The sequence below is a fragment of the Serratia odorifera genome (assembly GCF_041448735.1).
GTDB lineage: Bacteria > Pseudomonadota > Gammaproteobacteria > Enterobacterales > Enterobacteriaceae > Serratia_F > Serratia_F odorifera.
Genome location: NZ_JBGMUT010000002.1, coordinates 665,587 through 685,490, shown reverse-complemented (window position 1 = coordinate 685,490; position 19,904 = coordinate 665,587). Strand labels below are relative to the sequence as shown.

Sequence of the window (19,904 nt, the reverse complement as noted above, 5' to 3'; positions counted from 1 at the left end):
GTCAGGCCCATTGGCCCTCTCAAGCCAAAAGAGGCAAGTAACTCGCTGGAGGAACTGCAAAAAGCGTCGAGGCTCCGCAACGCCTGGAGGAAATCAGTGAAAAAACGCAGCAGGCCACCGGAGAGGCATGGGAATTTTATCTACGCTGAGCTGGCTGGCTGCGGTTTCAATGCGCGGATCAGCGAGGCCAGCGTAGCGATCGCCGCATCCAGCCTGTCGTTCCATTCGAACGAGGCGTTAAGACGAAAACAGTGGTTAAAGTGGTTGCCGGTAGTAAACATTCGCCCAGGCGCGATGCTGACGCCCAACGCCAACGCCCGCTGATACAGTTCCATCGCCGACAGCGAAGGCTCCAGCTCCAACCAGAGAAAATAGCCGCCGTCCGGCTGGCTGACTTTGACCGTCGGCGGAAAATGCTGGGCGATGGCCTGCCGCATGGCGCTTTGACGCTGCGCCAGCAGCCGACGCAGGCGCCGCAGATGGGTATCGTAGCCCCCATGCAGCAGATAGTCGGCGATGGCCAACTGGGTCGGCACGCTGGCCGACACGGTGCTCATCAGTTGCAAGCGCTGAATCTGCGGCGCGTGCTGCCCCGCAGCAACCCAGCCCACGCGGAACCCTGGCGCCAGGCATTTGGAAAACGACGAACAGTGTAAAATGTGCCCGTCGCTATCCAGCGCCTTGGCCGGCAATGGCCGTTCGGCGCTGAAATACAGTTCGCCGTAGACGTCGTCCTCAATCAGTGCAATCTGCCGCTGGCGCAGCATGGTCACCAGTCGCTGTTTGTTGACTTCCGGCATACTGGCGCCCTGCGGATTCTGGAAATGGGTCATCAACCAACAAGCCTTGATCGGGTATTGCGTCAACGCCTGCTCAAGCGAGGCCAAATCAATGCCGTACTGCGGATGCGTGGCAATCGCCACCGCCTTCAGCCGCAGCCGTTCCAGCGCCTGCAGCGCGCCGTAGAACGCCGGCGACTCGATCGCCACATAATCGCCCGGCTGCGTCACCGCCTGCAAACTGAGGCTCAGCGACTCCATGGCACCGGCGGTAATCACGATTTCGTCCGGCGCTACCTGCATACCGCTCAAGGCATAGCGCTGAGCGATATTGCGCCGCAGCGCATCATTGCCCGGCGGTAGGTTGGCCAGCGAGCTGTGCGGGGTAAACTTGCGCGCAACGCTGCTCAACGCGCGCGCCAGTTTGGGTTGTACAAACAGCGTGGCGTCGGGGAAAGCCGAACCGAATGGCACGATATCAGGATCCTTGCACGCCTGCAGCACGTCGAAAATAAAGGCGTTGATATCAACCTGTTCACTCAACAGCAGTTTTTCGCCACGTTCGGCCTGCGGCAACGGCTGTGGTCGCGCTGCCACATAATAGCCCGACTGCGGTCGCGCCACGATCCATCCCTGACTTTCCAGTAGTTGATAAGACTGTACTACCGTCATCAAACTCAGACCGGCACGTTTACCACTCTCACGCAACGACGGCAATTTGTCACCGGCGCGCCATACCCGATTCTGGATCTGCTCGCGGATCTGCTGCGCCAGTTGTTCATATCTTGTCATATCGCGCCACTCACCAACTGTTATAGGGAAAAGTGAAATAACTGTCACTATTATAGTTACTGTACTCCATGCTTAACTTGGCGCCAAGCTTTCCCCATTAGAATTAACGCTATACTGAAGAGGTCAAATTATGTCCAAACCAAGGGGGCGCCATGCTGGGTCTTGATGCACTAGAGCTTGCCAGAATACAGTTCGCCTTTACCGTGTCGTTCCATATTCTGTTCCCGGCCATCACCATTGGATTAGCCAGTTATCTGGCGGTGCTGGAAGGGTTATGGCTGAAGACGCATAACGAAGCCTATCGCGATCTGTATCATTTCTGGTCGAAAATCTTCGCCGTCAACTTTGGCATGGGCGTTGTTTCAGGACTGGTCATGGCCTATCAGTTCGGCACCAACTGGAGCTTTTTCTCCGAATTTGCCGGCAGTATCACCGGGCCGCTGCTGACCTATGAAGTCCTGACCGCCTTTTTCCTCGAAGCCGGCTTCCTTGGCGTTATGCTGTTTGGCTGGAACCGCGTCGGCCCTGGCCTGCACTTTTTCGCTACCTGTATGGTGGCGCTCGGCACGCTGATTTCCACCTTCTGGATCCTGGCCTCCAATAGCTGGATGCAAACGCCACAAGGGCACGAAATCATTAATGGTCAGGTGGTACCGGTTGACTGGCTGAAAGTGATATTTAACCCTTCGTTTCCTTACCGTTTGCTGCATATGTCTACCGCCGCGTTCCTGTCATCGGCGTTCTTTGTCGGTGCCTCCGCCGCCTGGCACCTGTTGCGTGGCCGCGATACGCCGGCAATGCGCACCATGCTGTCAATGGCGATGTGGATGGCGCTGATTGTCGCCCCGATCCAGGCGTTTATCGGCGACGCCCACGGTCTGAACACCCTCAAACACCAACCGGCAAAAATCGCGGCGATCGAGGGGCACTGGGAGAATCCTCCGGGAGAAGCTACGCCGCTGATCCTGGTGGGCTGGCCGGATATGCAGCGGGAAGAAACCCGTTACAAACTGGAAATACCGGTACTCGGCAGCCTGATCCTGACGCATAGCCTGACCGAGCAAATTCCGGCGCTGAAGTCCTTCCCGCCGGAAGACCGGCCCAACTCCACCATCGTGTTCTGGACCTTCCGCATCATGGTCGGCATGGGCATGCTGATGATCCTGGCCGGCGTCTGGAGCCTGTGGCTACGCTGGCGCGGCGGGTTGTATCATTCCAGACCCTTCCTGCACTTCATCTTGTGGATGGGGCCATCAGGTCTGATCGCCCTGCTTGCGGGTTGGTTCACCACTGAAATAGGCCGCCAACCCTGGGTGGTTTACGGATTGTTGCGGACCAAGGATGCGGTCTCCGCCCACGGCGAACTGCATATGAGCATCAGCCTGTTGGCATTTATCGTGGTGTATTGCTCGGTGTTCGGCGTCGGTTACGTTTATATGATGAGGCTGATCCGCAAGGGGCCACAAACCCACGAGGGGCATCAGCCCGACGACACCTACGGTCGACCGGCGCGCCCGCTGTCCGCTGTAAAAGAAAATCTGGACGACAGGAGCTGAACATGGGTATCGATCTTCCGCTTATCTGGTTTTTGATCATCGTGTTCAGCATCATGATGTACGTGGTGATGGACGGTTTCGATTTGGGTATCGGCATCCTGTTCCCCTGGGTAAAGGCCAGCCGCGATCGCGATGTAATGATGAACACCGTCGCACCGGTATGGGATGGCAACGAAACCTGGCTGGTGCTGGGCGGTGCCGGACTGTTTGGCGCTTTCCCACTGGCCTACGCGGTGATCCTCGACGCCTTGGCAATCCCGCTGACCCTGATGCTGATCGGCCTGATTTTCCGCGGCGTGGCGTTCGAGTTTCGCTTCAAGGCCAGCGAAAATCGCCGGCATATCTGGGACAAGGCGTTTATCGGCGGTTCGTTGCTGGCGACGTTCTGTCAGGGGATCGTCGTTGGCGCGATACTTAACGGTTTCCCGGTGGAAAACCGGGGCTACGCCGGCGGTGCGCTCGACTGGCTGACGCCGTTCGCCTTGTTTTGCGGTCTGGGGCTGGTGGTGGCTTACGCCCTGCTCGGCTGCACCTGGCTGGTGATGAAGACCGCCGGCGAACTGCAGGCGCGCATGTATCAGCTGGCAGTCCCGCTGCTGCTGACCCTATTGGCGATCCTGGCTGGCGTCAGCATCTGGACGCCCATCGCCCATGAGGAAATTGCCCAGCGCTGGTTCAGTCTGCCAAACCTGTTCTGGCTGCTGCCGGTGCCGCTGCTGGTATTGCTCAGCGCCTGGGGGATCCGCCGCGGCGTACAGCGTAACGCCCACTATTCGCCGTTTATGCTGACGCTACTGTTGGTGTTCCTCGGTTTGAGCGGGTTGGGCATCAGCATCTGGCCGCTGCTGATCCCGCCGTCAATCAGCCTGTGGGAAGCGGCTTCACCGCCGCAAAGCCTGGGCTTTATGCTGATTGGCGCGCTGTTTATCATCCCGATTATTCTGGTTTACACCTTCTGGAGCTACTACGTGTTCCGCGGCAAGGTCAGCCATGAACACGGCTATCACTGATGAAGGAGGCCACCATGAAGGATAATAACAACGCCACCCCGTGGTGGAAACGACTCAGCTGGCTGGTAATTATCTGGAGCGCCAGCGTCTTGGGTCTGTTCGTTGTCGCCTCGCTGTTCCGCCTGCTGATGGGCGCTGCGGGCATGAAATCGCACTGATCGCCTGCCTGTTGCGCCGCCGGCATTATCTGTCGGCGGCGCCGTTCGGGAAATAGAACGACACTACCAGCGTCACCAAAGGCAAAGCACCAATGCGCAGCAGTTCGAACACCTGCCGCAGCGGCTGATTGTCGTCCCAATAGGCATGAGCGGCGAACACGCCGACGCAAATGACAAACAGACCGCCCAGTACCTGTCTGGCCAGACGTAACCGTTCCATTTCGTCAAACGTGGCACTGGTGTCACAGTATAACTCGCTAACGTTCACCAGTTTTTCCTGGCGTTTTACGCGCATTAAAACAATCCCTGTACCTTGCCGATCACCTCAAGCTCACCGCCCTCGGTGTCGCGCACCACGGCAAGCGTCGTGCCATCCTGTCTCAGCCAATGGTGATCGGCCAACGCCAGTAACGAAAACGCCTTCACGATCACCTCCGTTTTAGCGATGCCATGACGTGCGGCCATGGCATTTAAACTGTCATCAATCTCGTTGGAAATCAGTAAGGGCAAACGACGCATGATCCACCTCCTGTGGCCTTGACTAAGCTGGCTAGACTGTAGCGCCATCGCCGCAGCGGTTCAATTAGCGAACTGCGTAACGCTTCGCAAATTCAGCAGGTTTTTAGCGTGAAATCAAATACAAGAGAAAAGAAGAAAAGAAAATCCGCGCTGCCTGGCAGCCTTGCAGCCAGCGCGGAGAGCAGGATTAACGGCGATTGCGCACCAGTTGATAGCGGCGCGTCAGGTACTCCACCGGCGCGCTCCAGATATGCACCAGGCGGCAGAACGGAAACAGCACAAACAGCGTCATGCCTAACACCATGTGCAGTTTGAAGATCGGCGCCACCCCGACCAGGTGCTGCGATGCCCCTGCGTGGAAGGTCACCACCGCCTGCGCCCAAGCCACCAGCTTCATCATCTCGCTGCCGTCCATATGCTGAGCCGAGAACGGAATCGTCAGCAAACCCAGACAGACTTGTATCACCAGCAGCGTCAGGATCAGAATATCGCCGGTACTGCTGGTGGCACGCACCCGCGGATTGGTCAGCCGACGTTTCAGCAACAGTCCGCCACCGATCAGCGTCATCACGCCGCAGGCTCCGCCGGCGATCATCGCCAGTTTCTGTTTCACATCAATTGGCAAGAAAGACGCGTACATCCAGTGCGGCGTCAGCATGCCTAACAGGTGTCCGGCAAAGATGCCGATAATGCCAATGTGAAACAGGTTGGACGCCAGCCGCATCCCCTTCTTGTCCAGCATCTGGCTGGAGCCGGCACGCCAGCTGTATTGACCATAATCGTAACGCAACCAGCTGCCGATCAGGAAAACCGCCCCTGCCAGATACGGGTAAATATCAAAGAAAAACTGATTCAAATATTGCATGGTTATCTTCCTTTGCTTGCCGTTGCCGCCAGATCGAGATATTGCGGCGCTACCGCACCGGCGAAACGCCGCTGGTGCGCGCTCTGCTGTTCGGAGCCACAGCCTGGCTGTTCGCCAAGGAAGCGGATTTGCTCCTCTTCCCATACCGCATCCAACGCCTGCGGCGTGTCGTCGCGCGCTTCTTGCGCCACCTGCGTTGTCAGCGCCTGGGTTTGCACGTCGCTGCCGGACAGTGCCAGCAGCACATCGAACAACACGCCATAAGGGCTTTGCCGCTGGTGCAAACGGGCACCAAGCAGTGCCAGAATCGGCGCAATATCCAACAGGCCATCGCGCGCCGGACTGTTATCCCGGCCGGACAGGTATTCAAGGTACAGCGGCAGGAAATCCGGCAGTTCGCGGCTGTCGATTTCCAGCCCCTCGGCGCGGTATTGCGCCATCAGGTCAACCATCGCCTGGCCACGATCGCGCGACTCGCCGTGCACGTGCTCAAACAGCAGCAGCGAGGTGGCGCGACCGCGATCGAACAACTCACAATATTCCGCCTGCACATCAAGCAATGGCCGCGAACAGAAAGCGTGGATAAAGCCAATCAGCTGGGCGCTATGGTGCAAATCCAGTTCGTTGGCCGACTCCAGCGCCGCCAGCAGTTCCGGATGATGATCCCAGAGTTGACGGTCCGGATAATCCAGCAGGCGCGCAATTATGCGTAGAGCAATCATCACACCTCCTCCCTGCGGATCGTTTTTTGGCTGATATCGATAGCGTCAATACGACGGCTGTTGAACAGGTTGAACTTGCCGTCGCTGCCGTGGCAGCCGTCACCGAAACTGAAACCGCAGCCCTTGCTTTCCGGGAAGGCTTCACGTGCCAACTCACGGTGACTGGAGGGCACCACGAAGCGGTCTTCGTAGTTGGCAATCGCCAGATAGCGGTACATTTCCTGCGCCTGCGCTTCGCTCAGACCGACCTGTTCCAGTGCACGGGTATCCACCACGCCGTCGACGGTTTCAGCACGTTTGTAGTGGCGCATGGCCAGCATGCGCTTGAGCGCCAGCAGCACCGGCGCGGTGTCGCCGGCGGTCAGCAGATTGGCCAGATACTGCACCGGAATACGCAGACTTTCGACCTCTGGCAGCACGCCGCTGTGCGCCAGCTCGCCGGCATCCGCCGCCGACTGAATCGGCGACAATGGCGGCACATACCACACCATTGGCAAGGTACGGTATTCCGGGTGCAGCGGCAGCGCCAGCTTCCAGTCCATTGCCATCTTGTAGACCGGCGATTGCTGCGCCGCGTCGATGACGCTTTGCGGTATACCGTCCGCCAACGCCTGGGCAATCACCGCCGGATCGTTTGGATCGAGGAAGATATCCAACTGTCGCTGGTACAGATCCTGCTCGTTTTCCGCTGCCGCCGCCTGTTCAATGCGGTCGGCGTCATACAGCAGCACGCCGAGATAGCGAATGCGGCCAACGCAGGTTTCAGAACAGACGGTCGGCTGCCCCGCTTCAATGCGCGGATAGCAGAAAATGCATTTTTCAGACTTGCCGCTCTTCCAGTTGAAATAGATTTTCTTGTACGGACAGCCGGTCAGACACATGCGCCACCCCCGGCATTTGTCTTGATCGATCAGCACAATGCCGTCCTCGCCGCGCTTATAGATAGCGCCGCTTGGACAGGTCGCCACGCACGCCGGATTGAGGCAGTGTTCGCACAGACGCGGTAAATACATCATGAAGGTGTTTTCGAACTGGCCGTACATCGCCTTTTGCATATTGTCGAAGTTTTTATCCTTCGAACGTTTGTCGAACTCACCGCCGAGGATCTCTTCCCAGTTCGGGCCGTTTTCGATCTTTTTCATCCGCTGACCGGTAATCAGCGAACGCGGGCGGGCGATCGGCTGATGCTTGCCCTGCGGCGCGCTATGCAGATTCTGATAGTCGTAGTCAAACGGCTCATAGTAGTCGTCCAGCGCCGGTACGTCCGGGTTGGCGAAGATCTTCGACAACAGTCCCACCCGGCCGCCCATGCGCGGCTCCAGTTTGCCGTTGATTTTTCGGATCCAGCCGCCACGCCATTTTTCCTGATCTTCCCAGGCATGCGGATAACCGACGCCCGGCTTGCTTTCGACGTTGTTGAACCAGGCATACTCCACGCCTTCCCGGCTGGTCCAGACATTTTTACAAGTCACCGAACAGGTGTGGCAGCCGATGCATTTGTCGAGGTTCAGCACCATGCCGACTTGCGAACGTATTTTCATTGGTTTTTCTCCTGCTGGCTGCCCTGCATATCGTCGTTACCTTCCCCGTCCAGCCAATCGATGCGGTTCATTTTACGCACTACCACAAACTCATCGCGGTTGGAGCCGACGGTGCCGTAATAGTTGAAGCCGTAGCTCAGCTGCGCGTAGCCACCGATCATATGGGTCGGTTTCGGGCAAACGCGGGTCACCGAATTGTGAATGCCGCCGCGCTGACTGGTGATTTCCGAGCCCGGAATATTCACGATGCGTTCCTGCGCGTGATACATCATGGTCATGCCGGCCGGAATACGTTGACTGACCACCGCACGCGCGGTCAGCGCGCCGTTGGCGTTGAACGCTTCGATCCAGTCGTTGTCGGCAATGCCCAGATCTTTGGCGTCATCCTCGCTCAGCCAGACAATCGGCCCACCGCGCGACAGCGTCAGCATCAACAGGTTGTCGCTATAGGTGGAGTGAATACCCCACTTCTGGTGCGGCGTCAGGAAGTTGAGCGCCTTCTCTTTATTGCCGTTCGGCTTGCGGTTCAGCAGCGGCTGCGCAGCCCGGGTGTCGATCGGCGGGCGGTAAACCAACAGGCTCTCGCCGAAGGCGCGCATCCATTCGTGATCCTGATAAATCTGCTGGCGACCGCTCAGCGTGCGCCAGGGGATCAGCTCGTGTACGTTGGTGTAGCAGGCGTTGTACGACACGTGTTCATCTTCCAGCCCAGACCAGGTCGGGCTGGAAATAATCTTGCGCGGCTGGGCCTGAATATCGCGAAAGCGAATCTTTTCGTCTTCCTTGTTCAGCGCCAGGTGGCTATGGTCACGGCCGGTAACCTTGCTCAGCGCCTGCCAGGCCTTGACCGCAACCTGACCGTTGGTTTCCGGTGCCAGCGACAGGATCACCTCGGCGGCGTCAATGGCGCTTTCGATCTTCGGCCGACCGATAGCCGGGCCGTCGGTCTTGACGTAATTGAGTTTTTTCAGGAAATCGACTTCGGTCTGGGTATTCCAGCCGATGCCTTTACCGCCGTTGCCGAGCCGATCCAGCAACGGGCCAAGCGAGGTAAAACGCTGGTAGGTGGCCGGATAGTCACGCTCCACCAGCATGATGTGCGGCGCGGTTTTCCCCGGGATCAGATCGCATTCACCGCGTTTCCAGTCCTGTACGCCAAATGGCTGTGCCAATTCGGCGGCGGAATCGTGCTGGATAGGCAAGGTCACCACGTCGGTTTCCTGTCCCAGATGGCCGACGCACACCTCGGAGAAGGTTTTGGCGATGCCTTTGTAAATCTCCCAGTCGCTTTTCGATTCCCAGGCTGGATCGACCGCCGCCGACAGCGGGTGAATAAACGGATGCATATCCGAAGTATTCATGTCGTCCTTTTCATACCAGGTGGCGGTTGGCAAGACGATATCGGAATACAGGCAGGTGCTGGACATGCGGAAGTCGAGCGTCACCACCAGATCCAGTTTGCCTTCGCCGCCGTTATCCTGCCATTCCACCTCTTGCGGCTTCACCCCGCCCTGTTGGCCCAGATCCTGGCCCTGAATGCCATTCTCGGTTCCCAGCAGGTACTTCAGCATGTATTCGTGGCCCTTGCCGGAAGAGCCCAGCAGGTTAGAACGCCAGACAAACAGGTTACGCGGGAAGTTCTGCGGATTGTCCGGCTGTTCGGCGGCAAAGCGCAACGTCCCCTGTTTAAGGCTGTCAACGGTGTAATCCAGCGGCGACTGGCCGGCGGCCTTGGCCTGCGCGGCGATATGCAGCGGGTTGACGTCCAGCTGCGGTGCCGACGGTAGCCACCCCATGCGCTCGGCGCGCACGTTAAGGTCAATCAGACTGCCACCGAAGCGTGATTTATCCGCCAGCGGCGACAGCAGTTCTTCGGTACCGACGGTTTCGTAGCGCCACTGACTGGAGTGGTTATAGAAGAACGAGGTACCGTTCATCTGGCGCGGCGGTCGCTGCCAGTCCAGGCCGAACGCCAGCGGTAACCAGCCGGTCTGTGGCCGCAGTTTTTCCTGACCGACGTAGTGCGCCCAGCCGCCACCGCTCTGGCCGACACAGCCGCAGAAGATCAGCATATTGATCAGCCCACGGTAGTTCATGTCCATGTGATACCAGTGGTTCATACCGGCACCGACGATGATCATCGAACGACCGTGGGTTTTTTCGGCGTTCTCGGCAAACTCGCGCGCAATGCGGATGATGTTCTGGCGCGAAACGCCGGTGATTTGCTCCGCCCAGGCGGGAGAATAGGCCTTGATATCGTCGTAGTTCGCCGCACAGTTGTCGTCGTTCAGCCCACGTTCAAGACCGTAGTTGGCCAGCGTCAGATCGTATACGCTGGTAACCAGCGCCTCGCTGCCGTCCGCCAGTTGCAGACGCTTGACCGGCAGCTTATGCAGCAGGATCTGTTGCAGCGCCACGCTGTTGAAATGTTCGCTTTCCACGCCGCCGAAATACGGGAAACCGACCTCGACTACCTCATCATGCGCATCCAGCAGGCTCAGTTGCAGCTCAACCTCCTGCTGATGCTGACCTTCGCGCTGTTCAAGATTCCATTTGCCCTGCTCGCCCCAACGGAAACCGATAGAGCCTTGCGGCGCTACCAGTTGGCCGGTGTGCCGATCGAGCGCAATGGTTTTCCATTCAGGGTTGTTGTCCTGCCCCAGGGCGTCGACCAGGTCGCTGGCACGCAGCATACGGCCGGCGGCATAGTGGCCGGCTTCGCGCGGCTCCAGCAGCACCAGCATCGGCATATCGGTATAGCGGCGCAGGTAATCGCGGAAATAACCGACCTGACGATCGAGGTGGAACTCCTTGAGCATCACGTGGCCCATCGCCAGTGCCATGGCGCTGTCCGTGCCCTGCTTCGGATTCAGCCAGTGGTCGCACAGCTTGGCAACCTCCGCATAATCTGGCGTGACCGCCACGGTTTTGGTGCCTTTGTAACGCACTTCGGTAAAGAAGTGCGCATCCGGGGTACGCGTCTGTGGCACGTTGGAACCCCAGGCAATGATGTATGACGAATTGTACCAGTCAGCGGATTCCGGGACGTCGGTCTGTTCACCCCAGGTCATCGGCGAGGCCGGTGGCAAATCGCAGTACCAATCGTAGAAACTCAGACAGGTACCGCCAATCAGCGACAGATAACGCGCCCCGGCGGCATATGACACCATCGACATTGCCGGAATCGGCGAAAAACCGATAATCCGGTCCGGGCCAAAGGTTTTGGCGGTGTACACGTTAGACGCGGCGATCAGTTCGTTAACCTCTTGCCAGCTGGAGCGCACAAAACCACCGCGACCGCGCGCCACTTTGTAGCTTTTGGCTTTTTCCGGGTCGGCAACGATCGAGCCCCAGGCATCGACCGGATCGCTGTGCTGCGCTTTGGCCTCGCGCCACAGTTTCATCAGGCGTTTGCGCATCAGCGGATATTTCAGGCGGTTGGCACTGTACAGATACCACGAATAACTGGCGCCACGCGGGCAGCCACGCGGTTCGTGGTTGGGCAGATCGGGACGGGTACGCGGATAATCGGTCTGCTGGGTTTCCCAGGTGACCAGGCCATTCTTCACGTAAATTTTCCAGCTGCACGAGCCGGTACAGTTTACCCCGTGGGTGGAACGCACCACTTTATCGTGTTGCCAGCGGCTGCGATAGCCGTCTTCCCAGTCGCGGTTGGCGTTCAGCGTCTGACCATGCTCGCCGGAAAACGGCTCGGCCAACTGCTTGAAATAGCGGAACCGGTCTAAAAACTTGCTCATCCGGAGTTCTCCTGAAGGCTCTCTCGTTGTAGGTATACCCGGGCGCTCAACCAATGTCTGACAGGGTGCAAACGACGGGTATCGACATTGCTCACTCTGCGGCCAGCCTACTTTTGCCTCAGCGCCAACAATTTGATTGTGATCAAGGGAATACCGGGGAAACGGCGACGGAAAACAGAAAATACCACCAAAGGATTAACGCCAAAAAACAGCATTACTCATTGATTAATAACATAATTATAAAAACATCCTTGCCAGGCGACGGGTATCCTGAGGGGGAGGGATATTTGGAGGTAGACGCGCGATGCGCCGGCGGCATCGCGCATCGGAATGCTTGCTTAGCGGTTCAGCCACAGGCTACGGGAACCGACCGCCGGCAGCGACAGGGTCAGCGTCGTCGCCCCCTGATGATGCCAGCCCGCCGGTAATTGCAGCCGCAGCGTCACCGGGCGATAAAACGGGTTGGTCACCAACAGCAAGGCGCGCCGCTGGTCGGCAAAGATGCGCGCCGGGATCGCCGGGTTGCTGCCGATCGGCGTTAAACGCCGGCCGCTAAGCAGATACGGGGTAAAGCTCTTGATCTGCAACGCCACCGCCGCCACGCCGCGCCAGTTGTCGGCCTGCGCCTGCGGATAGAGACGCCCCTGCTGGCGCCGATAGAACAGATCGGTATAGGAGTAAAACAGCAGGCCATTGGCACCGCCGATCAGCGCCTGCCAGGCCTGACTGCGGATCTCGTCTTCATTCGGTTGGTGTGGCCGACGGCGGGGATCATAGGCGGCGTGATCCATGATTTGAATCACCACCCAGGCCCCCTTGACCCGCCTGGCAGCCTGCACCGTCAACGCGGTATAACGCGTGGTGCGGGTCAGATCGTCATCCACGCCCACCGGGTACGGATCGGTCGCCAGAATATCTGCGCCATGGTAATAGGCGTCCAGATCCGCGGTCTTGTTCAACACCTGGAAGGTCGGATGGTCGCGGTCCAGACGACGGATTTGCCGCTGCCTGGCGACAATCTGCCCAAGGTATTCCGGCCCCAGCTCATCGTTGATATACCAGGCCAGCAGATTGGGCTGGCCTTTCAGCCGCATCACCTGCCAGGCGGCCAATGCCGGATAGCCCGAGCGCGTCGGCGGTGCGAAACGGCTACCGGGATACAGGTCTTTCAGCGAATAGATCACCTGCAATCCCTGGCGTTGTGCACGACGGAAAAAACCATAGGGATCTTTGCCGTTGCCATAGTTGTAATTCAGCACGCTGTTGAACCCGGCGGCGGCGATACGCGCCAGATGCCGCTCGCTGGTTATGTCGGCATAAATGCCCAACGGGAAAATGCGCTGCCCGGCCTTGCGGGTAAACCCGTCGGCGTCGATGCTCACCGCCGCCGCTGGCAGGCCCAGTTCAAGCGGTACTTCGCTGCTTGGCCCCTGCGGCGCCATCGTCGCCGTGACTTGCTGACGCAGACGATATTCCCCGGCCGGCAGCGCCGGCGGCAGGTCAAACTGCAACCGATGGCGTTTGTCTATCTGCAACCGCTGCGAGCTGCTTTTGATGGTACGCCCCTGGCGGTCAAGCAGGCGACTGTCTACCTGTACGCGCTGTGCAGACGCGACCTCGATCAGCGTCTGCGCGTTGCCGTTTTGCCCGACACCCAGCGGATACAGCGCCGGCTGTGGCGGCCGCACGCAGGCGTACAGATCGTCAAACCACGCCTCGCCGCTGCTATAACGGCGCAGGTAGACCCCCAGCGTAACCCGGGCCGCCTGCGCCGGCACGGTATATCGGGCGCGGATAGGCTGCCAGTCGGCGCTACCGCTAACGCCCCGCGGGTAGCTGCCCTCCAGAAACCGCCCTTGCGCATCGAAGCTTTGCAGGTAGACGCTGGCACCGTTGTCGCCCGTGGCTCCGCGCACATTATGCACGCGGATCCAGGCGCCAAAGTCGATCGTCTGCCCCGGTTGCACCGACAGCCGCTGACTGAAGGTGTGGTAACCCTCGGCAGGCGAAGGCCGATAATACAGCGCCGCGCCACCACCGCGCCCCGCGGCCACAACCCGCGCCCCTGCGCTGCGCCAGGCTTGCGCCCCCTGTTCAAAGCCGGGATTGATCAGCAGGTTCGGCGCACAGACGTTTGCCTGCGCCCCCGCGGCCAGCCAGCAACTGGCCAGCAGCAGCGCACGATACGGATTGCCGGTGCTCATTGTCTTTTCATCGCCGCGTTGAACAGATAGGCAAAGAACAGCAGGCAGGATTTTTGATACGACAGGCCCAGATGATTGCGATAGATTTTCCACTGCCAGTCCGCCGCCTTGATTTTATTGCCTGACAGCGACTGATCGGAAAGCCGATAAAATGCCAGCGGTTCGGGAATGCAGTAAGCCAGGCTGTTGCGCGCCTTACGCAGGATCGCCAGCCACATCAGGTAATCTTCGTGCCCCAGATTTTGCTGATACACCTTACCGGTACGGCGCTGGTTATAGATGCCGGTCAGGTTGCCGATCCAGTTGCTCTTCAACATATCCTGATAGCCGATGATCTCTTCTGCGCCACGGTAATTCTTGACGCACTGCGGATCGTTTTCAAAGGTGTAGTAATGCGAACACACCACGTCATAACGCTCGGATTGCAGTATTTCAACCTGACGCGCCAGTTTGCTGTGGTGCCAGACATCGTCACTGTCGCAAAAGGCCAGATAGTCGCCGCGTGCCGCTTCTATGCCGATATTACGCGTCTCCGCTACCCCGTAGTTCTGCCGATTGCGAATATAGGTCAGCCGATCGTGAATGTACGGTTTGACCATCTCGGCGGTGTTGTCGCTAGAGGCATCATCAATCACGTACAGGTGATAGTCGCTGAAACGCTGGTTGAGCACGCCGAGTATCGACGCATTGATCGAGGCCGCGGCATTGTAGGCCGGCATGATGATTGACACTTTTTCCATGTTTTCCTCACGTAATGATGTGCTGCCATTGGGGATAAATGCGTTCTGGCGCAAAACGCTGCGCCTTGGCCAGCGACGCGGCGGAAAAACGCCGGCGCAGTGGTTCATCGTCGATCAGCGTCAGCACGCATTGGCAAAACTGCTGCCGATCGCCCTCCGGCACCAGATAGCCGTTGACGTCGGGCTCGATCAGCTGCGCCGGCCCGGTCAGACAGTCATAGGCCACCAGCGGCAAGCCGAAGCTCATCGATTCAATCAGTACCATCGGCAGCCCTTCATAGCGGGAGGTCATCAGCGTCAGGCTGGCACGGCGGTAATACGCCGTTACATCCCGGGTTGCCGGCAGCAGGCGCACCTGCCGTTGCAGGCCGCATTCGATAATCTGCCGTTGCAGCGCGGCGCGATCCGGCCCGTCGCCGACAATCAGCAACTGCCAGTCCGGTGCCTGCTGCGCCACGCTGCGCCAGATGTCGATCAGCCGATCGAAGCCCTTCTGCGGGCTGAGCCGGCCCATCGCCAACGCCACCTTGCCTCGTTGCCCGAGATCTGGCGGCTGCGCCGCAAACGGCGACACATTCTCGATCACCTGGCATTTGTTGCCGCCGATGCGCCGGGCGATAACGTCGCGATCTTGCCGGGTCAGCAAAACCACCTGGTCGCTCAGGCGGTAAACCAACAGCTTCAGCCACTTCATCGGCCAGGGGTACTGGTGGAAACTGACGTGCTCACTCAGCACCAACCGACTATGCGGGCACAGCAGGCGCAGGTACGGCACGCTAATCGCCGACAGTCGGCCCATGGAAACGATGATGATGGCGTCAAAACGCCCGCGCCGCAGCGTCCAGGCAAGCCGCCACGGCCAGAGCGGCGTGCGGCCGGCCAAAAAGCGCAGCAAGACCGCATCCTCCAACGGAAAAAAGGTGCGATCGCCGCTGATGGAAAACAGCGTTACTCGCTGTCCGGCCTGGCGCGCCAACGCATTGGCCAGCCCGCTGGCAACCCGTTCGGTGCCGCCCTTGCCCGCCATGTTTTCAATCACTATGGCAATGTTTCGTTGCGGCATATCACCTCCTGAAACCGTTGCGCGCATTGCGCAGCAGTCGACCGCCGATCGGGAACAGCCCCAGCCGCGCCAGCCAGTCGCCATACAGTTTTATCACCTTGAATTTGCCGCTCAGGGTGTGGCGCACGATACGCGATGAGTAATAGGTGAAGGCCTGCTGATTTTCGCTGTACAGTGACGCCAACAGGTGCTTGCAGGCAAAGCCGCTGATGTGGCGATCGCTGGGGCGTAAAAAGGTGTCGATAAAACGGTCGCTGGCGTCCAGGTTCAACGTGCCGGTCATGCGTCCACTGCGTCCGACGTCGAGAAAGACACCGCTGCCGGCATCGTGCACCACGTTGGCGCCAAGGTTGGTGGCGTTGACCAGAAATCCCCAGTCCTGATGCTTATAAAGGAACTCCGGGAACAGGAAACGCCGGTCGCCGTGTTTGCGCATGCTGATGGTCGAAGAACGGATATCGCCCATTTCCAGAAACAGAAAATCTTCTCCGGCCGAGCCGCTTTTATACTGGTAGGCGTAGTCGCGTACCGACTCGCCGCGCACTTCGGCATAGTTGCCAAAAATGATGTCGATGCTGACATCCTCATGACGCTTGAGGCGGCGAATAATATAGTTGGTGGTGAAATAATCATCCGAGTCGAGGAAAAACACCACCTCGGCCTGCGCCAGCTGCGCCCCCAGATTGCGCGAAACCGCGGCATTACTTTTTTGCGTCTTTTCGTGCAGCATCACCTGACTGTTGGCCGCCGCCAGTTGCCGCACCTGTGCAATATCTTCGGCATCCGAGCAGTCATCCACCAATACAATCTGGTAATCGAACCCCTGGCAGGCGTTAAAAATCCGCGTCAGCGTGGTCGGTAAATAACCTGCGCTGTTATAGATGGGAATAACAATTGAGAAGTCCATTTCTTACCTCAACGTTAAGGGGGAAAAGTCTTTTTTCGCCCGGTACAGCAGTAACAGGGAAATATTGAATACCGGGACCAAAAAATAGGTTTCAGTAAAGGTGGTCAATAAAAACACCGCGACCACCCAGCGCATAAAACGGCTCAGAAAAGCCAAATTAGCCAACAGACGGCAGTAAACCCACAGCAGCCACAGCGACGCGAGAGCGCCGGCGGAATAAAACAGCGCAAAATAGAAAAAGTCGACCGGCTTGTAGGCGTCAATATTCTGACCAAATAGCGGATTGGGCAGCCCCAGCGCCTGGAACATCTGCCAGGAAAACCAGATGCGCCCGGTCAATGCCTGATTCAGCAGCGCATCCAGCGCCGGGTTGGCTCCCCAGCGCAGCACGCTGACAAACTGGATCAGCAACAGCGTCAACAGCAATACGCTGCAGAACTTGCGGCCAGGCGCCAGGCGCCACAGCGGTGCCAGCCAGAACAGCGCCACCAGCAACAGCGCCAGCAGCAAATAGGTGCGCGAATAGGAGTACATCAGGATCGGCAACAGCATCACCGCCAGCAACAAGGCGGCCAGGTTCTTGATGCCACGGCTGAGCGCGGCGCGATCCAGCAGGCATAACAGCATCGCCAACAACGCGAACAGGTAATACGCCAGCGTATTGGGATTATCAAACCCCAGCGTCAGGCGATTGCCGTAGCGTTCGTCCAGATAAACGAAGCTGTCGGTGTATAGCAGGTACGGCAACGCCACCAGCGCCGCGCTGCTGACGTAGGCGATGACAAAAATGGCCCCGGCGCGTGGCAGATCGACCCGCGACAGAATCAGAAAGGCAATGCTGAACACCACGCCAAACAGATAATCCCCGTGCCCGGTTGCCATATTCAACATGAACAGCAGTATAAAACCGCCCAGCAGGCCCTTTTCCCGGCGCGTGGCGACGGTAAACGCATAGCCGACGTACAGCAGCATGATGCCGTTCAGCACCTTCACCGCCTGCGCGATCGGCGCATTATCAAACGCGCCGGAGGTTAAAAAGGTTTTAAAAAAGAAGATCAGCAAAAAGGTCAACATCACCGTCTGGTCGATAACCCGTTGCGATCCCCCTGCCTGGTCGGCGCATTGCCGTGGTACGGCGGAAATTGGTTTGTGCATCGGCTTCACTCGGTGAAATAACTGCCCCATTCCTGTTCGATATTTTTTGGCATCAGCCGACTGAGTCCAGCCCCCGGGGTAAACGTCAACTCACCGAAGTACACCCGCTGGCCAACCTGATACATATCCACCCGCAGATAGGAAAACTGCTGCACGGTCAGCCGGGCCAGGCGTAGCATGTCGTCGAGCTGGCTCGGCCGTGCCGCCGGCTGCTCGGCATTGGGCAGACAAATGCGGATTTCGGTGCGATTCCAGCGTTCATCAAACAGATCACGCCGGTGCTGGCCAAAGCGCTGATAATCCACCTGAATGAATATGCGTATTTCGCCGTCGCGATTAAAACAGTGAAACTTGAGATCGTTCGGTACCGCACCGTTATCCAACAACAGCCGCTCCGCCATGATGCGCGGTTCGATGTCCTGATAGTGCCTTTCGCGGCTTTGTTGATAAAAGTTGCTGCGCAGCCAACGGCGGGACAAATCGTACAGTTCGGCGTAGCTGACCCGTTGCTTGTCAAACACCAGTCGGTTATAGCCGCTGCCGTGATTGGCCTTGAGGACAAACGCCTGCGGCAGCCGTTGGAACATGTCATAGCTCAGCTCACGCCCTTCGGCATACAGTTCGATCAGGTAGTCCTCGCCCCACAGCCCGGCAATGAACTCGCGCACCCTGTATTTATCCGACAGCGTGCTGTAGATGCTGCGTGGGTATACCTTGCGCCGCATGATCTTTTCGCTGAACCCGCGCGGCTGAGCCAAATGAGGCAACCTTTTGAAATACATGGCATATTTTATTTGATGATGCCAGGCATCCGGCAAACGACGGGAAATTCCCTTAATCAGAGCGTTTAACATGCTGTCTCCTTAGCGTGCTGATAAACCGTGGCGCCGCCTGGAAGCAACTGAGCTGCAAACGGGTGATTTTTCCGCCACGGAAAAAACGGTTCAAGACAAAGAATGAGAAGAATTCGGCCAACAGCGTCGATAGCGCGGCACCGACCAGCCCGAAGCGAGGTATCAGCAGCAGGTTCATCGCCACGTTGGCCAACGCCACCAACGGCATTTTTATTGCGATAAAGCGATAGCCGGCCAACAGCACGATGCTGCGGTACGACACCGTGCCCAGCACCGAAAACAGCGAGGTCAGGCCACACAGGCCAAGCACGGTGGCCGCGGGGTGAAACGCCGCGCCATACAGCCAGTCGATCAGCGGTGTCGAAAACAGGTACAGCACCAGCAGCACCGGCAGCGCCATCGTCAACACCGCCAGGTACAGCAGGCGAATGCGGTACTCCTGTTCCACCAGCGTGCGGCAGCCGGCGATGCCCGGCATCAGCGAAGTGATCAGCGCCAACGGCACAAATAGCCATCCCTGGCTCAGCGTTGTTGCGGCGCTGTACCAGCCCACCGCCTGCTCGCCAATCAGCGCAGCCAGCATGATCTGATCGATGCGGGTATAGATAACAATCGACAGGCTGGCGAACGCCAACGGCATGCCGACCCGCAACAGATAACGGTCATAGCGACGTGATGGCCGCAATGCCACCTGCGACAACCGATGCAACTCACGGTGAAACAGCAGCCGACGCACGCCATACGGCAAAGCGCTGCTGACGATATACGGCAAGGCAAACCACGCCAGTGGCAGCGCTGCACTCACCAACGCCAACCGCATACCGATCGACAGCAGCAGCGCCAGGTTGTTGATCAGCGTGTTGCGCTTCGATCGCAGCCGCGCGTCGTAGTAAATCTTGTAGACGTCCTGCACCGAAAAATAGGCGCTCACCAGCAATAACAGCGTCATCAGCCGTTGTGCCGGCGGCTGGCCGAACTGACTCCAGACCAGCAGTGGCAACGCCACCAGCAGAAACAGCCGCCGCCGTAATCGTCGCGATGCCATCATCAGCCGTATGCCACTGACCTGCCGGCGCGCGAGACGATTGAAGATCACGCTGTCTGCGCCAAGCTGCGCCAGCGGCACCACGATGGCGATGGTTGCCAACAGGTAATTCAGCGTGCCGAACTGCGCCGGCCCCAGATAGCGCGCCACGTATATCGAGACAAAAATCCCTGACAGGCTCAGCGACACGCGTTCCAACATCAACCATAGCGCGTTGGCCACAATGGCTTTCATCA

The 19,904-nt window shown here is 58.5% G+C and carries 17 protein-coding genes; 3 read left to right on the top strand and 14 right to left on the bottom strand.

Annotated elements, in window-relative coordinates:
- Positions 1-140 precede the first annotated feature (140 nt).
- Positions 141-1,571, bottom strand: coding sequence for an aminotransferase-like domain-containing protein (locus tag ACCC84_RS09270; protein WP_371901779.1), 1,431 nt, complete (start codon positions 1,569-1,571; stop codon positions 141-143).
- A 152-nt stretch (positions 1,572-1,723) separates the two neighbouring features.
- On the opposite strand from ACCC84_RS09270, the gene ACCC84_RS09265 reads away from it, so the two are divergent.
- The 3 genes from ACCC84_RS09265 to ACCC84_RS09255 are packed head-to-tail and all read left to right on the top strand — an operon-like array spanning position 1,724 to position 4,295.
- Positions 1,724-3,127, top strand: coding sequence for a cytochrome ubiquinol oxidase subunit I (locus ACCC84_RS09265; protein ID WP_371901778.1), 1,404 nt, complete (start codon positions 1,724-1,726; stop codon positions 3,125-3,127).
- A 2-nt stretch (positions 3,128-3,129) separates the two neighbouring features.
- Complete coding sequence (gene cydB / locus ACCC84_RS09260; RefSeq protein ID WP_004961716.1) at positions 3,130-4,137, top strand: cytochrome d ubiquinol oxidase subunit II; 1,008 nt, start codon at positions 3,130-3,132, stop codon at positions 4,135-4,137.
- Positions 4,137-4,295, top strand: a complete 159-nt coding sequence (locus ACCC84_RS09255) for a DUF2474 domain-containing protein (protein WP_371901777.1) — start codon at positions 4,137-4,139, stop codon at positions 4,293-4,295. The genes cydB and ACCC84_RS09255 overlap by 1 nt, the downstream gene beginning before the upstream one ends.
- 25 nt (positions 4,296-4,320) lie before the next feature.
- Here the strand turns inward: ACCC84_RS09255 and ACCC84_RS09250 are convergent, their stop codons facing one another.
- From ACCC84_RS09250 to ACCC84_RS09190, 13 genes are all read right to left on the bottom strand, one after another.
- Entirely contained in the window at positions 4,321-4,590 is a 270-nt protein-coding gene (locus ACCC84_RS09250) for a hypothetical protein (RefSeq protein ID WP_198772898.1), read from the bottom strand.
- On the bottom strand, positions 4,590-4,814 hold the full coding sequence (locus tag ACCC84_RS09245) for a hypothetical protein (protein ID WP_198772899.1): 225 nt from the start codon (positions 4,812-4,814) through the stop codon (positions 4,590-4,592). The genes ACCC84_RS09250 and ACCC84_RS09245 overlap by 1 nt, the downstream gene beginning before the upstream one ends.
- Before the next feature lie 187 nt (positions 4,815-5,001).
- The gene (gene narI / locus ACCC84_RS09240) at positions 5,002-5,679 is read right to left on the bottom strand and encodes a respiratory nitrate reductase subunit gamma (protein ID WP_004961707.1); all 678 of its coding nucleotides are present in this window, start codon (positions 5,677-5,679) and stop codon (positions 5,002-5,004) included.
- 2 nt (positions 5,680-5,681) lie between these two features.
- Positions 5,682-6,401 carry a nitrate reductase molybdenum cofactor assembly chaperone gene (narJ, locus tag ACCC84_RS09235; RefSeq protein ID WP_004961704.1) on the bottom strand — a complete coding sequence of 240 codons (720 nt, stop codon included), beginning with the start codon at positions 6,399-6,401 and terminating at the stop codon, positions 5,682-5,684.
- The gene (gene narH / locus ACCC84_RS09230) at positions 6,401-7,942 is read right to left on the bottom strand and encodes a nitrate reductase subunit beta (RefSeq protein ID WP_004961700.1); all 1,542 of its coding nucleotides are present in this window, start codon (positions 7,940-7,942) and stop codon (positions 6,401-6,403) included. The genes narJ and narH overlap by 1 nt, the downstream gene beginning before the upstream one ends.
- Positions 7,939-11,700, bottom strand: a complete 3,762-nt coding sequence (locus ACCC84_RS09225; RefSeq protein ID WP_273869989.1) for a nitrate reductase subunit alpha — start codon at positions 11,698-11,700, stop codon at positions 7,939-7,941. The genes narH and ACCC84_RS09225 overlap by 4 nt, the downstream gene beginning before the upstream one ends.
- A 338-nt stretch (positions 11,701-12,038) precedes the next feature.
- Positions 12,039-13,904: a carbohydrate-binding protein CenC gene (locus tag ACCC84_RS09220; RefSeq protein WP_371901776.1), complete on the bottom strand. Its 1,866-nt coding sequence runs from the start codon at positions 13,902-13,904 to the stop codon at positions 12,039-12,041.
- Entirely contained in the window at positions 13,901-14,644 is a 744-nt protein-coding gene (locus ACCC84_RS09215) for a glycosyltransferase family 2 protein (RefSeq protein WP_371901775.1), read from the bottom strand. The genes ACCC84_RS09220 and ACCC84_RS09215 overlap by 4 nt, the downstream gene beginning before the upstream one ends.
- 7 nt (positions 14,645-14,651) lie before the next feature.
- Positions 14,652-15,707 carry a glycosyltransferase family 4 protein gene (locus ACCC84_RS09210; protein WP_004961679.1) on the bottom strand — a complete coding sequence of 352 codons (1,056 nt, stop codon included), beginning with the start codon at positions 15,705-15,707 and terminating at the stop codon, positions 14,652-14,654.
- 1 nt (position 15,708) lies between these two features.
- Entirely contained in the window at positions 15,709-16,614 is a 906-nt protein-coding gene (locus ACCC84_RS09205; RefSeq protein ID WP_004961675.1) for a glycosyltransferase family 2 protein, read from the bottom strand.
- 3 nt (positions 16,615-16,617) lie between these two features.
- Positions 16,618-17,769, bottom strand: coding sequence for a hypothetical protein (locus ACCC84_RS09200; protein ID WP_088499718.1), 1,152 nt, complete (start codon positions 17,767-17,769; stop codon positions 16,618-16,620).
- 5 nt (positions 17,770-17,774) lie between these two features.
- Positions 17,775-18,623, bottom strand: coding sequence for an ATP-grasp fold amidoligase family protein (locus tag ACCC84_RS09195; protein WP_273869997.1), 849 nt, complete (start codon positions 18,621-18,623; stop codon positions 17,775-17,777).
- Entirely contained in the window at positions 18,604-19,902 is a 1,299-nt protein-coding gene (locus ACCC84_RS09190) for a flippase (protein ID WP_004961666.1), read from the bottom strand. Before ACCC84_RS09190 ends, ACCC84_RS09195 begins: the two co-directional genes overlap by 20 nt.
- Between the last annotated feature and the right edge of the window lie 2 nt (positions 19,903-19,904).